A 12,939-nucleotide genomic window follows, 5' to 3' on the forward strand; every position below is an offset into this window, starting at 1 on the left:
CCTTTTATTACTCAGTTGCAGCGAACGTCTTTTTGAAGTCGTTAATCGCAGCTGCCATATCGTCGTCAGAAGGAAGCTCTTTCGTTGACACAATGTGATCCAGCAATTCTTTACGGTTATGATCCATCCAGTTCAATAACTCATCTTCAAATCTTCTGATATCATGTACTGGAATATCATCAAGGAATCCGCGCGTCAATGCATAAAGGATCGCTACTTGCTTTTCTACTTTTAATGGTTTGTTCAAGTCTTGCTTCAGTACCTCAACTGTACGGGCACCGCGGTTCAACTTATCTTGTGTTGCTTTATCAAGGTCTGATCCAAACTGTGCGAATGACTCAAGCTCACGGAATGACGCTAAGTCAAGACGAAGCGTACCTGCAACTTTTTTCATCGCTTTAATTTGTGCAGAACCACCTACACGGGAAACAGACAACCCTGCGTTGATTGCAGGACGTACTCCTGAGAAGAACAAGTCAGACTGCAAGAATATTTGACCATCTGTAATAGAGATTACGTTTGTTGGAATATATGCAGATACGTCTCCTGCTTGTGTCTCAATGAACGGCAATGCAGTAATAGAACCGCCGCCTTTAGCGTCGCTCAGCTTCGCTGCACGCTCAAGTAAACGAGAATGCAAGTAGAATACATCCCCTGGATATGCTTCACGGCCTGGAGGACGACGAAGCAGCAAGGATAATTCACGGTATGCTGATGCTTGTTTAGAAAGATCATCATATACGATTAAAACGTGCTTGCCGTTATACATGAATTCCTCACCCATAGCTACACCTGCATATGGAGCTAGGTAAAGCAATGGAGCCGGCTGGGAAGCAGATGCAGTCACGACGATGGAATAATCCAATGCACCGTGTTTGCGAAGTGTTTCAACCGCATTACGAACAGTAGATTCCTTTTGTCCGATTGCTACATAGATACAGATCATATCTTGGTCTTTTTGGTTAAGAATTGTATCGATTGCTACAGATGTTTTACCTGTTTGGCGGTCACCGATGATAAGCTCACGCTGTCCGCGGCCGATTGGCACAAGTGCATCAATTGCCTTGATACCTGTTTGAAGCGGCTCGCTAACTGATTTACGGTCCATAACACCAGGTGCCAAGAACTCAATCGGTCTAGTTTTGCTTGAGTTAATCGGACCCATTCCATCCACAGGCTGACCTAATGAGTTAACAACACGTCCAATCAATTCTTCGCCTACAGGTACTTCCATGATTCTGCCTGTACGACGCACTTCGTCACCTTCGCGAATGTCTGTGTAAGGACCAAGGATGATGATCCCGACATTGCTTTCTTCTAAGTTTTGGGCAAGACCCATAACTCCGTTAGAGAACTCAACAAGTTCCCCTGCCATACAGTTGTCCAATCCATGAACGCGAGCGATTCCATCACCAATACTGATAACCGTACCTACTTCACTCACTTGAACTTCTGATTGGTAATTTTCAATTTGCCTTTTTATAAGAGCACTGATTTCTTCCGCTTTGATGCTCATGCGTTTCACCCCTATCTTGAAATCTTATCCTAATAATGTACGTTGCAGACGTGCAAGCTTGCCTTGTAAGCTGCCGTCGAATATTTTGTTACCTATGCGAACTTTAATTCCGCCCAAAAGGTTGGAATCAACAATATTTTCAATATTTAGCGACAGTTTCCCTACTTTGGCAGCAAATGCCGCAGAGATAGCCGATTTTTCACTATCTGTAAGTTGTCTTACAGAGTAGACTTTCGCTTCTGCAATTCCTTTTGCATCATTAACAAATTCCAAAAAGTAATTACAGATGCTGACGATATAATCTTCGCGATGTCTGTCCATTAAAAGCATCAACATGTTTTGCACATGAACACTTGCTGAACTGAACGCATTTTTTACTATCTCTTTCTTTTGCTCCAATGAGATATTAGGAGACTTGAAAACTTGCTGCAAATCCGGTGAGTTGGCCACAACTGCTTTTACAACACGCATTTCCTCTTCCAACTGTTCCACATTGCCATTTTCTTTCGCGATTTGGAAAAGGGCTAAAGCATAGCGCTTTGATACTCCTGTATCCATCATCGTTTTTCGCCTACCTCTTGTATGTAATCATTAATCAGTTTCTCCTGATCCTGTTCACTCAGCTCTTTTTCGATTACTTTAGAAGCGATTAATACAGATAGGGAACTAACTTGCTCGCGAATTGCAACAACTGCCTTTTCCTTCTGTTGTTCAATTTCAAGCAATGCTGAATTCTTTAGTCTTTCCGCATCTTTTCTTGCATCAGCAATGATTGTTTCTCTTTGCAGCTCACCTTGAGCCTTTGCATTGTCGATCAATTCTTTTGCCTCAGTGCGCGCCTCTTTCAGCAATGCCCGCTGTTCTTCTAGAAGCTTAGAAGACTCGATGCGGTTTTTCTCCGCACTGTTTATTTCATTTGCTACAAATTCTTCCCTTTGCTTCATGATTCCCATAATCGGTCCCCATGCGAATTTCTTCAATAGCGCAAGAAGAATTAAAAAGATTACTAATTGAAATATGGCTGTTCCACCATTTATACCGTGAGAAGCTGCTCCAGCAGCTCCTAATACGAAGCTATTTAATAACACAACGGTTCACTCCCTTCCAACTGCTTACCTTCAAACTGACTTTTTTTGCATAAAGTAAAGGCGAAGTTTTCAAAAAAGTCTTCGCCATTTTTTAGCTATTTATTAACGGTTAAGTACCATGAATGCAATTACAACTCCGATAATCGGCAATGCCTCAACTAATGCTACCCCGATGAACATTGTTGTTTGTAGGAAACCGCGTGCTTCTGGTTGGCGTGCAATCCCTTCAACTGTACGTCCTACGATCAAACCGTTACCAATACTTGCTCCTAATGCTGATAAACCAATTGCGATTGCTGCTGCTAAAAGATTCATTATTAATTTCCTCCTAAATATATCAATATGATTTTTTTATAGTTTCACCTTAAAAAAATAAGGGAATAGATTAATGCTCGTCACTTACTTTATGAGACATGTAAACAAAAGTTAACATTGTAAAGATATAGGCTTGTATAAACCCTATGAAGATAGAAAAACCTTGCCATGCCATTGTTAAAGGAATTGCAGCAATAAAGCCTGCCCATCCTGTCCACGCTAATGAACCTACTAATAGAGACAATAGCAGTTCCCCGGCATAAATATTTCCGTACAGACGCAAACCAAGCGTCAAAGTATTGGAAAACTCTTCGATTATCTTTAAAGGAAGCAAGAACTTCATCGGCTGAACATAGCCTTTGAAATACCCTTTAACTCCTTTTTGCTTAACACCATAATAATGTGTCAATGCAATGATCATAGAAGCTAATGTCAATGTGATAATCGGATCGGCTGTTGGTGATTTCCACCAAAGAACACCGTCAACCACTATAGAAAACGGCAAACCAAGCAGGTTGGAAATTAACACGTAAAAGATGATTGTCATCCCTAACATGTGGAACTTCCCTCCATCTTTCCAATCCATGTTGCTTTTGATGATGTTTTTCACGAAGTCCATTACCCATTCGATCATGTTCTGCATCCCTGTAGGCTTGAGGGCCAGTCGGCGCGTTGCAGCAACAGCGATAATAAATACGATCAAACTTGTTATGGCTATCATCAAGACACTGGATAAATCTACTCTCAAGTATTCCGAACCGAAAAGGTAAAACACTTTCTCTTTGTGATCCAAGCAATTCTCACCTCTCTTTTCTAATACTATTTTTAAAAATAGTACTAAATAAGTAATCTATCATAATGACTATGTAAGCCGTCATTAATCCAATAACAACGCTGATAAGGTGTATCTGCTCAGGAAATTCCATGGCTAATGCAACCCCAAGGACCGCAGCCGCCATTCTTTGCAGCATTCCTAATGATTGCGTTTTTTTTCCTTCATCTATGTTTCTGCTGAATCTTGCCATCCTTCTCACTAAAAGCCAAATATTATAAAGGCTTAAGGCTGTCCCAATTAACAGACCCATAAAAACAGGCTTATAAGGGGTTGCAACCCACCCGATAAGGTAAAGTGAAAGCAGTATAGATATGTACTTAAGTTGTTTTGTAAGCATCTGCTTTATTTCAAACATAATTTAGCCAAATCTCCTGACAACAGACTTTCTTTCAGACAGCTTTAACAGGGAACAAAAACAGCCTTTTTTGCGTCACAAAAAAAGCAATATTTTTTGAAAAGGCCCTGAAAACCCTATCATCTACTTTGTAAGCATACAATAAGGTTATGTCAAATGTCAATTAGTATTAACAACATAAAAAGATTAAAATCTCACCTTTAAATATTATCGTTTAACCCCTAAATTATCATATATGAAGCGTTTTATTTTTTCTCTCCTTTCCCGGTAAAAATTTTCTTTTTTATTCTATCATGAATCGAAAAATTTTATATCGAAAAAGGAGATTATTCACATATCTTTCAATTAATTTCCTATTACTTTTATATTAGGGAGATGTTTACAATAGCCAAACTATTTTCGCTTAACGTTTTTCACTATAATTAACTTTGTTACCTACAACCGTTAATTGTCCGTTGACAGCATCTTCTTTGCCTGCTTTTTTGGCAAACGCAATAATTTCATATATACCACTGTCTGGCAGAGAATCTTTCTTAATATTCCCCTTTAACTGACCTCGTTTCACCTCTTTTTTCCAATCAAGAAATTTCACAAACTTTAAGGACTCCTTATCGAATGCAGCTATGCCAAACTCTTCGGCACCTGTCGGTAAATAGGCTTCATAACTGAAGCTCCCATTATTCTCCTCTACCATATTAAAGCCCATTAAACGAGGATATTCCGGTTCTTCAAGTACATACAAATATGGTATCGTTATGGAATTCCTACCTGCATTTACTTCAAGCGCTCCATTCTGCAGCTTGTTTTTAAATAATTTATTGTCTATCATCATTCGGATCGGCACTTTTTTGGTACTGCCGGGAGCTAATGTAAAGGACAACGGCAACTGCCATGTCATGCCTCTTTGCTTAGCAGGCTGTTTAAATGTTACCCATTGAGGTTCACTTCCTTTGTTGACTATTGTTAAATAGGAAGTATGTTCATGTAGATGGTCTGCAAGCTTAAATTTCCCGAATCTCATGCTGCCCGGCAAAACAAGCACCTCTGCTCGTACAGCTTTATCCACCTGGATTCTGCCAGCACCTTGCTCATACACCTTGTAAAGTTCCCCGTTTCTGTTGCGGAGCGGCAGTGCTGTATTCATTAAAGCTGCCTTCACATCTTCCGGACTCCAATCAGGATGAGCTTCTAGCAGAAGAGCAGCAGCACCGGCTACATGAGGAGCTGCCATGCTCGTGCCTTGAAGCGCCAGATAGCCTCCAGGCACTGTGCTGTTAATCACTACCCCAGGAGCAACAACATCTGGCTTTATATCCCATGTGCTTGTGACAGGTCCTCTTGAGCTGAACTCTGCCAGAATATCTTTTTCCCAATAACTGTTGATTTTTGCATATAACTTATTTTTGCCAAGCTTCTCAAGGAGAATACTGCCTTCCTGTTTCGTTACGCCTGCAACTGGAATTGGTATATCTTTTTCCAAGCTTCCAAGCAGAGGACCATCCATATCATTCATAATAAGAACAGCCTTCGCTCCTGCCTTATATGCATTTTCAGCTTTTTCCCCAAACGTTAGCTCCCCCCGCTTCAGGAGCACTACCTTTCCTTTTACGTTATTTAACTCCTTCTTGCGGCCAAGCCCCCCTTGTGCTATTTCTAAACTATTTGTAAAGCTCCATTGCTTACTTTTATCCATCTTATTTAAGATAATCCTTGCTCCGTCTACCTCTATATAAGGAATTTTCATATTAGGTGTTGTTGCTCCAACTGATATAGCCTTAGCAGCTGTGCCCGGAGAACCTACTGTCCAATCGGATGGCCCTGCATTCCCTGCTGCTGCAACAGCCACAATCCCTTTCTCAACTGCCTTATTTAAGGCAATACTTATCGGCAAATCCGGCCCGTTCACTTCACTGCCAAGTGAGAGGTTAAGCACATCGACCTTATCCTTTACCGCTTTTTCAATCGCACTTAATATTTGCTCTGTTGTTCCTGCTCCTCCAGGACCAAGCGCACGGTACGCATAAATTTCTGCATTTGGAGCAACTCCTTGATGCTTGCCCTTTGCGGCAATAATTCCAGCGACATGTGTACCATGCAAAGTATCTCTTAACCCGTTTCCGACTGTTTCCATCGGGTCCTTATCACGATCAACAAAATCCCAGCCTCTTTTAAAGCTTTTCTTTAAGTCAGGATGATTATAATCAATGCCTGTATCAATCACTCCTACCTTTATTCCCTTTCCAGTCAAGGCAGAGCTCTCCTTTAATGCCCCTCTTATCCAATCAACACCAATTATCTCAGCAGGCCGTTCACTTTCTGCAGTATATGTTTTAACTTGTGATACAAGCTCCACATCATGATTGTCAGCAAGCTTATGCAAATCATCTACCGTAGCGCGCACGGAAAATCCTGAAAAAATTTCACAAAATACGGTTCTCTTTTCGCCACTTTTCAGTTTCGTCATTAGCTCGTTCACTTTCGCCTGAGAACATCCGCCTTTTAGCTTTACAATGGCTACCTTTTTTTCCTGTTTGCTTTCTATTGGTAGATCAGGGAGCTCGAGCGCAGCTGCAATAATATGATTAGAACAAGGGAGGATTATAAGCGATAGCAGCAGGATTAGTTTCTTCATATGTATTCTCCTTAGCAAAGGGGCTGTAGTTGGTTTTATAATTTGCAGAAGTGATTAAAATATGTGTGGGCATTTTTGGTTACATGTTCTCGAAGCACAAAAAAAAGACTGACCTATACAGGCCAGTCTTTTAGCTATTTATTTAGTTCCGAACAATCGGTCACCAGCGTCTCCAAGACCTGGAACAATGTAACCTTTTTCGTTTAGCTTCTCATCAAGTGCAGCGATATAAATATCTACATCTGGGTGAGCTTCTTTTAGAAGTTCTACACCTTCAGGTGCTGCAATTAAGCACATGAACTTGATGTTCTTTCCGCCTCTTGTTTTCAAGGAGTTGATTGCTTCAATCGCTGAACCGCCTGTTGCAAGCATTGGATCTACTACAATGAAATCTCTTTCTTCTACATCAGACGGAAGCTTCACATAATATTCTACAGGCTTAAGTGTCTTTGGATCACGGTAAAGCCCAATATGTCCAACTTTTGCAGCTGGGATAAGCTTCAGGATACCGTCAACCATTCCGATACCTGCGCGCAGGATTGGAATAATCCCTATCTTCTTACCGGAAAGTACGTTTGATTTTGTTCTGCTTACTGGAGTATCAATTTCAATTTCTTCTAAAGGCATATCACGAGTGATTTCAAAAGCCATCAATGTTGCCACTTCATCTACTAACTCTCTGAATTCTTTTGTACCTGTTTGTTTCTCACGAATGTATGTAAGTTTATGTTGAATAAGTGGGTGATCAAATACGTATACTTTTGCCACATCTTTCACTCCGTTTCCTTCTTTATCGTAAACACACTTCTTGTAATTCTACAGAAAAAAGGCTTTCAAATCAACTGAAAGTTTAACTTTACTTACATTATTTTTACCCAAAAAAGAGCCAGCCTATGCTTATGATAGGCTGGCTGCTGTTTCTTATAGTTCTTTATACAATACAAATTTGCTAGTCAATGCTTCCACTCTTTTAGCTGCTTCTGCTAATTTTTCTTGATCTTCATGATTTTTCAATGTGAAGCCGATAATAGAAGCAATTTCGTCCATATCTTCCAAACCGAAACCGCGGGATGTCACAGCAGCTGTACCGATACGAACTCCGCTTGTCACGAATGGACTTGCAGGATCAAATGGAATTGTATTTTTGTTTACCGTAATGCCGACTTCATCCAAAACATGCTCGGCAACTTTACCAGTCAGTCCAAGAGTCTGTAAATCTACTAGCAACAGGTGATTGTCTGTTCCATTAGATACAAGTCTCAAACCTTCTTTTTGTAATCCTTCTGCTAATCTCTTTGCATTTGCGATAATGTTTTCAGCATATACTTTAAAGTCATCTTGCAATACTTCTCCAAAAGCAACAGCTTTAGCAGAAATGACATGCATAAGTGGTCCACCCTGGATTCCTGGGAAGATTGACTTATCGATTTTTTTGCCGAACTCCTCTTTACAAAGGATCATTCCGCCGCGAGGGCCTCTTAATGTTTTATGTGTTGTTGTTGTAACAAAATCTGCATACGGAACTGGATTTTCATGCAATCCTGCAGCAACAAGTCCGGCGATATGAGCCATGTCGACCATTAAGTATGCGCCAACTTCATCTGCAATCTCACGGAATTTCTTGAAATCAATCGCGCGAGGGTATGCACTAGCACCAGCTACGATAAGCTTCGGCTTATGTTCGCGAGCTTTTTCAAGCACGTCCTCATAATTGATTTGTTCTGTTTCCTTGTCAACACCATATTCAACAAAGTTATATTGAACACCACTAAAGTTTACTGGGCTTCCATGTGTTAAATGTCCGCCGTGGGAAAGATTCATACCGAGCACTGTGTCCCCTTGCTCAAGTATAGTGAAATATACAGCCATATTTGCTTGTGCTCCAGAATGGGGTTGAACATTGACATGCTCTGCACCAAAAATTTCTTTCGCACGATCGCGAGCGATATCTTCAACAATATCAACATATTCACAACCGCCATAATAACGTTTTGCCGGATAGCCTTCTGCATATTTATTTGTAAGGACAGAACCTTGTGCTTCCATTACTGCCTCACTTACGAAATTCTCTGATGCAATCAACTCGATTTTTGATCGTTGGCGGCCCAATTCTTGCTGAATAGCTTTGTATACTTGTTGGTCGTTTTGTGCTAAATGCTTCATTTGAATCCTCCCTGTAACACTTATATTATATTTCTTTGATTCTACGGAAAATCTTCTTATATTCTAACACGTAACAAATTTAAAAAGAAGCTAAAAAATACGAATTATTATTTTTATACCTTTATTTATTGTTCGTGTTTTGCTAAGAAAACATCCAATTCCATCTGATTATTTTCTTAAAATAATATAAATTCGTTTTTTTTATAAGATTTAGCAGTTATCATATATAAAAAACACTGCCGTTTTTAGATTAGCAGTTTATTTGTTTAATAAAAAAAGATATCCTGACTTCTTTCAGGATATCTTTTTTCTAGCAAGATTCATTCTCTTTATTTTTTTCATATACAGCTCTTTGTCCGCCAATCAGCTTTGGTCTTGCTTTGGCAAGAGTGACATGTGCTGCACCGAGCTGCTTTTGCGCTACTCTTATCGGCACTGCAACATGCTTTATATGCATTCCTATTAAAGTATCTCCGATATCAATGCCGCCGTCTGCTGTAATATGTTCAACGACAACAGGATCTGCCATATGCTGATAAGCATATGCCGCCATAGCTCCACCTGCCTGGCGTACAGGAATAACAGTAACTTCCGGCCAACCTTTTTCCTCTTGCAGCTTACGCTCAACTACTAAAGCTCTGTTTAGATGTTCACAACATTGAAAAGCCAATGCAACACCTGTTTGTTCCTCGTATTGCTTAAACTCTTGAAAGATAATACTTGCGACATCCTCAGCACCTGCAGTCCCGATTCTTTCACCGATGACTTCACTTGTGCTGCAGCCAACAACAAACAGATGGCGGCTCGTCAAATTTGCCTGTTCTTGATAATCATTTAAGATGCTGTGCAGCTGTTCCACTAACAATGACTTATCTATACCCATAAACAACACTGCCTTTCGTTATAGCATTATGCTTAGGAAGATGTTTCTAATTCATAGTTTGCGATTTTATCGATTCTTGTTTGATGTCTGCTGCCGCTAAAATCAGAAAGCAGCCAAGTCTTCGCTATTTCCCGGGCAAGTCCCGGACCAATTACTCTTTCTCCCATTGCAATCACATTGCTGTCATTATGCTCCCTAGTCAATCTGGCGCTGTAAACATCATGCACAAGTGCGCATCTGATACCTTTTACTTTATTAGCTGCGATGCTCATGCCAATACCAGTTCCGCAAATCAGAATCCCGCGATCGAACTCTCCGCTCGCAACCTTTTCTGCAACTGGCAGTGCATAATCCGGGTAATCTACTGAAGTAGTGCAATCACACCCAAAATCTACATATTCTATCTGCAATTCATTAAGCAAGCTTTTGATTTCTTCTCTAATATTCAATCCGCCATGATCTGAAGCTATAGCAACTTTCATCCTGTTAACCTCCTCTTATTCCTCTATTATTTTCACATAAAAAAGAGCAAATAGAAAGGCTGTTTACATTCTTTTTAGAAACAGAAAACTAAGTAAAAAGTAAGCAGGAAAAAGCACTTATAATACGATTAAATCTTAAATCTGGTGATAGTTTCTTTCAGCTGCTCAGCCTGCTGCTGAAGCTCCATTGCAAGAATATCAACTTCATTAATGATCTTCGTCTGGCTTTCTGCAATAATCATTACCTGCTGCGTTCCTGCAGATGTCTCCTCCGCAATTGCCGCTACTTCTTGAGACTGTCTGGAGGTATGCTCAATCTGCTCCATTTGCTGATGAACTTGGGCTGTAATATGTTTAGTGGAATCTGCCATTTGTTTCACAATAGCTGTCATTTCTTGAAGGGTAGCATTCGTTTTTTCACCTTGTTGTGCTTCTGCATTGGCGCTTTGAACCTGCTGTTTAATCTGGCCAACGACATTTTTGACTTCTGACTGCATATTGGCAATTAGTTCACCAACACCTTCAACAGCTTTGGCGCTCTCATCCGCTAGAACCCTTACCTCTTCTGCTACAACCGCAAATCCTTTACCGTGTTCCCCAGCTCTTGCCGCTTCAATGGAGGCATTTAAAGCAAGTAAGTTTGTTTGTGAGGCAATTGTTCCAACAAACTTTAGAATATCACCGATTTTAGCGGCATTATCTTCTAATCTTTTTACAGATGATAAGGAACGGCTGTTTTCTTCGGCCAACTGCTTAAGGCCAGCTACAAGAGAATGAACCACTTTATTCGTTTCATCTAAGTTTGCAAGCATTTCATTAGAGATTTGCTGTGTATGATCTGCATTTTCCTGGACTGTTTGGGCAATTTTCATCGACTGCTCCACTGCTTCAGCTGTTGCTTGAACAGAATTGGCTGCTACCTCAGATCCGCCTGCAATTTCTTCCACTGCCTTTGAAATAGACACTGTCTGTTCATGAGCTTCCTGTGATTTACCTGTAATTGTTTTAACTGTTGCATTAGTGCTGTTAAAGTTATCTTCAATACTTTTAACCATTTCCCGCAAGTTAGCCAGCATATCATTATAAGCAATGCCTAGTGATTGAATTTCATCATCCGAACTTGAAATTTCCACTTCTTCTCTTATATCTCCATGTGCTGCTTTAATTGCACTCTGCTCCAGACGCTTAAGCGGCTTAATGATAAAACCCGCTGCCAAAAATGCCAGAAATCCAGACCATAAGACTCCTAATGTCAATGTAAGAAGATTAAATACAAAGGCACTAATTCCTAAATCATCTGGAAGCAAAGGAAACAGAACATAGATGAAAAACGCACTTGTTGAGTAAGTAATCAATGCCAATACTGTAATAAACAATGCCAGTTTCTTTCTTAAGCTGAACCTATATGAAGCAGTCTTATCCATTTTGTTCTCCCCTAGTTTTCCATTTCTAATTTTTTTATCAGTGACTGTATCAAGCTATGTAATTCCTGATATGTCATTCTATAAAGCTCGACCGAACCTCCAAATGGATCGACAATATCTCCATACTTATCATCATTTACAAATTCCTTTAACGTAAATGTTTTTTCAATTGCATGGGGAAACTGATTGACAATTGCATTCTTATGGCCGACCGTCATCGTAAACACATGTGTTGCCCAGTCTAACAAGTCGCTAGTCAGCATGGAGGAGCGATGATTATGTTCCATTCCCTTTTCCGCAAGCACTTCCTTCAATTGATAAGAAGCCTCCGCGCCGTCTATTGCATAAACACCGGCAGATTTAACTTCGATATTTACGCTGCTATTCTTAAGGATTGCTTCTGCCATTGGGCTGCGACAAGTGTTCCCTGTACAAACAAACAGTACACGTACCATATTTTCTACCTCCTTTTAAGTAAAAGTATAGTATAGACTTTTTTGTCAGCCTAATTTTATGTCACCATTTGGAATCACTACTATATCTATCGACAGGAATTATTATTTTTACACTTCATTCCAAAGATTTAGCTGTTTTTGCAAAACAAAAAGGCAGCCTGTCAATGAAGCTGCCTGCATGTTTATCACTTCGATGTAGTTAAAGATGTAATAGCAGCTTTACGCCAAAAGCAAGCAATATCCCTCCGCCTAACACCTCACCGTAATTACCTAAAAGTCCTTGTGCTTTTCTCCCAATAATCAAGCCGAACCATGTGAGTAATGTTGCGCTCAAGCCAAAAGCAAGCAGAACTAGCCATGTTTTCGCTTTATAAATACCTAAGCTTAAGCCGACTGAAAAGCTGTCCAGGCTCACACTGACCGCAAACACAATCAGGCCGAATCCGACTGGTGTGATTTTATGTTCATCATCTTCTTTAAAGCCAGTCCATATCATTTGCACACCTAAAATGACAAGAAGCACTCCTCCAATAATACCGGCAATTTCTCCAAAATTATCAGATAAGAATCTTCCAGCTAGGATGCCTGCAAGCGGCATAATGACATGAAATATTCCGATAATAAATCCTATCTTCATTATTTGCCTTAGCCGGAGTCTGTACATTCCCATTCCCAGCCCAACAGAAAATGCGTCCATTCCTAAAGCAAATGCCATCAGCATAAGTGTAAATATTTCTCCGATTAGTGTAGACATTACCTTCCCCCTTGGACTTGCTAGTTAAGAATATGCA

14 protein-coding genes and 1 pseudogene are annotated in these 12,939 nt (G+C 40.2%); all 15 read right to left on the reverse strand.

Annotated features, from left to right (window positions below):
- Positions 1 to 7 precede the first annotated feature (7 nt).
- Complete coding sequence (atpA, locus tag LXM54_RS14485) at positions 8 to 1,516, reverse strand: F0F1 ATP synthase subunit alpha (RefSeq protein WP_233315917.1); 1,509 nt, start codon at positions 1,514 to 1,516, stop codon at positions 8 to 10.
- Positions 1,517 to 1,540: 24 nt separating this feature from the next.
- On the reverse strand, positions 1,541 to 2,077 hold the full coding sequence (locus LXM54_RS14490) for a F0F1 ATP synthase subunit delta (RefSeq protein ID WP_233315918.1): 537 nt from the start codon (positions 2,075 to 2,077) through the stop codon (positions 1,541 to 1,543).
- Complete coding sequence (locus LXM54_RS14495) at positions 2,074 to 2,604, reverse strand: F0F1 ATP synthase subunit B (protein WP_233315919.1); 531 nt, start codon at positions 2,602 to 2,604, stop codon at positions 2,074 to 2,076. The genes LXM54_RS14490 and LXM54_RS14495 overlap by 4 nt, the downstream gene beginning before the upstream one ends.
- A 102-nt stretch (positions 2,605 to 2,706) precedes the next feature.
- Positions 2,707 to 2,919, reverse strand: a complete 213-nt coding sequence (atpE, locus tag LXM54_RS14500; protein ID WP_127739009.1) for a F0F1 ATP synthase subunit C — start codon at positions 2,917 to 2,919, stop codon at positions 2,707 to 2,709.
- A gap of 70 nt (positions 2,920 to 2,989) precedes the next feature.
- Positions 2,990 to 3,694 carry a F0F1 ATP synthase subunit A gene (atpB, locus tag LXM54_RS14505; RefSeq protein WP_396953816.1) on the reverse strand — a complete coding sequence of 235 codons (705 nt, stop codon included), beginning with the start codon at positions 3,692 to 3,694 and terminating at the stop codon, positions 2,990 to 2,992.
- Positions 3,695 to 3,719: 25 nt separating this feature from the next.
- Positions 3,720 to 4,109, reverse strand: coding sequence for an ATP synthase subunit I (locus LXM54_RS14510; RefSeq protein ID WP_233315921.1), 390 nt, complete (start codon positions 4,107 to 4,109; stop codon positions 3,720 to 3,722).
- Between the two features lie 403 nt (positions 4,110 to 4,512).
- On the reverse strand, positions 4,513 to 6,741 hold the full coding sequence (locus LXM54_RS14515; protein WP_325169578.1) for a S8 family serine peptidase: 2,229 nt from the start codon (positions 6,739 to 6,741) through the stop codon (positions 4,513 to 4,515).
- A 138-nt stretch (positions 6,742 to 6,879) separates the two neighbouring features.
- Positions 6,880 to 7,509, reverse strand: coding sequence for a uracil phosphoribosyltransferase (upp, locus tag LXM54_RS14520; protein WP_127739133.1), 630 nt, complete (start codon positions 7,507 to 7,509; stop codon positions 6,880 to 6,882).
- A gap of 153 nt (positions 7,510 to 7,662) precedes the next feature.
- Positions 7,663 to 8,904: a serine hydroxymethyltransferase gene (gene glyA / locus LXM54_RS14525; RefSeq protein WP_233315922.1), complete on the reverse strand. Its 1,242-nt coding sequence runs from the start codon at positions 8,902 to 8,904 to the stop codon at positions 7,663 to 7,665.
- 310 nt (positions 8,905 to 9,214) lie between these two features.
- Complete coding sequence (locus tag LXM54_RS14530; protein WP_233315923.1) at positions 9,215 to 9,787, reverse strand: TIGR01440 family protein; 573 nt, start codon at positions 9,785 to 9,787, stop codon at positions 9,215 to 9,217.
- A gap of 32 nt (positions 9,788 to 9,819) precedes the next feature.
- Positions 9,820 to 10,269: a ribose 5-phosphate isomerase B gene (gene rpiB, locus LXM54_RS14535; RefSeq protein WP_233315924.1), complete on the reverse strand. Its 450-nt coding sequence runs from the start codon at positions 10,267 to 10,269 to the stop codon at positions 9,820 to 9,822.
- A gap of 128 nt (positions 10,270 to 10,397) precedes the next feature.
- A complete protein-coding gene (locus LXM54_RS14540; protein ID WP_442780492.1) occupies positions 10,398 to 11,345 on the reverse strand; it encodes a methyl-accepting chemotaxis protein in 948 nt (315 codons plus the stop codon).
- Positions 11,337 to 11,693, reverse strand: a pseudogene (locus tag LXM54_RS28530) (HAMP domain-containing protein); the annotation flags it as partial. The pseudogene LXM54_RS28530 and the gene LXM54_RS14540, both read right to left, overlap by 9 nt.
- Positions 11,694 to 11,704: 11 nt before the next feature.
- The gene (locus tag LXM54_RS14545; RefSeq protein ID WP_233315926.1) at positions 11,705 to 12,148 is read right to left on the reverse strand and encodes a low molecular weight protein arginine phosphatase; all 444 of its coding nucleotides are present in this window, start codon (positions 12,146 to 12,148) and stop codon (positions 11,705 to 11,707) included.
- Positions 12,149 to 12,347: 199 nt separating this feature from the next.
- The gene (locus LXM54_RS14550; protein ID WP_233315927.1) at positions 12,348 to 12,902 is read right to left on the reverse strand and encodes a manganese efflux pump MntP; all 555 of its coding nucleotides are present in this window, start codon (positions 12,900 to 12,902) and stop codon (positions 12,348 to 12,350) included.
- Between the last annotated feature and the right edge of the window lie 37 nt (positions 12,903 to 12,939).

Origin of the sequence: Bacillus sp. Au-Bac7, assembly GCF_021341655.1 — a bacterium.
GTDB lineage: Bacteria > Bacillota > Bacilli > Bacillales > Cytobacillaceae > Niallia.

Bases quoted from the DNA above. Each gene is read 5' to 3' on its own strand.
- atpA (WP_233315917.1), bottom strand. From the start codon at position 1,516: ATGAGCATCAAAGCGGAAGAAATCAGTGCTCTTATAAAAAGGCAAATT.
- LXM54_RS14490 (WP_233315918.1), bottom strand. From the start codon at position 2,077: ATGATGGATACAGGAGTATCAAAGCGCTATGCTTTAGCCCTTTTCCAA.
- atpE (WP_127739009.1), bottom strand. From the start codon at position 2,919: ATGAATCTTTTAGCAGCAGCAATCGCAATTGGTTTATCAGCATTAGGA.
- LXM54_RS14510 (WP_233315921.1), bottom strand. From the start codon at position 4,109: ATGTTTGAAATAAAGCAGATGCTTACAAAACAACTTAAGTACATATCT.
- LXM54_RS14515 (WP_325169578.1), bottom strand. From the start codon at position 6,741: ATGAAGAAACTAATCCTGCTGCTATCGCTTATAATCCTCCCTTGTTCT.
- glyA (WP_233315922.1), bottom strand. From the start codon at position 8,904: ATGAAGCATTTAGCACAAAACGACCAACAAGTATACAAAGCTATTCAG.
- LXM54_RS14530 (WP_233315923.1), bottom strand. From the start codon at position 9,787: ATGGGTATAGATAAGTCATTGTTAGTGGAACAGCTGCACAGCATCTTA.
- rpiB (WP_233315924.1), bottom strand. From the start codon at position 10,269: ATGAAAGTTGCTATAGCTTCAGATCATGGCGGATTGAATATTAGAGAA.
- LXM54_RS14540 (WP_442780492.1), bottom strand. From the start codon at position 11,345: ATGCTGGCTAACTTGCGGGAAATGGTTAAAAGTATTGAAGATAACTTT.
- LXM54_RS14545 (WP_233315926.1), bottom strand. From the start codon at position 12,148: ATGGTACGTGTACTGTTTGTTTGTACAGGGAACACTTGTCGCAGCCCA.
- LXM54_RS14550 (WP_233315927.1), bottom strand. From the start codon at position 12,902: ATGTCTACACTAATCGGAGAAATATTTACACTTATGCTGATGGCATTT.